Origin of the sequence: Bacillus cereus group sp. BfR-BA-01382 (assembly GCF_022663475.1) — a bacterium.
Taxonomy (GTDB): domain Bacteria; phylum Bacillota; class Bacilli; order Bacillales; family Bacillaceae_G; genus Bacillus_A; species Bacillus_A thuringiensis_S.
In genome coordinates this window covers 1-338 of sequence record NZ_JAKUFQ010000322.1, presented here as the reverse complement: position 1 = coordinate 338, position 338 = coordinate 1, and the positions used below count along the sequence as shown (strand labels likewise).

The following is a 338-nucleotide window of genomic DNA, read 5'->3' as shown; positions in this document are numbered from 1 at the left end:
AAAATACTATCTTCATTTTCTCTCTCATCTTTCAATAAATTTGAAACGCCTTGATACGCTTGTAATCCAGCTCCTAAACTTTGCATGGAGTTACCTAGTATAATAATTTTCTGTAGTACATTTATATCCATCAAAGCTGCTTCTACTCCTAAAAAAGCACCGATTGATTGTAAACTGTTCCCTATAATAATAAGAAAATCATTTTCTTTCAATTGTTCATTTATATTAAAATATGTTCCTATTACATTTGATATATTCCCTAATGCTAATAACTCAATTCCTATTTTATCAAGTAATTTACTTTGATTCTCTAAGCCTATATTTTGATTTTCTCTTTT

At 27.5% G+C, this 338-nt stretch carries 1 protein-coding gene; it reads right to left on the bottom strand.

Annotated features, from left to right (window positions below):
- Positions 1 to 338, bottom strand: a 338-nt coding sequence (locus tag MR160_RS34170; RefSeq protein WP_481746749.1) for a DUF6944 family repetitive protein, incomplete at both ends; no start/stop codon positions are given.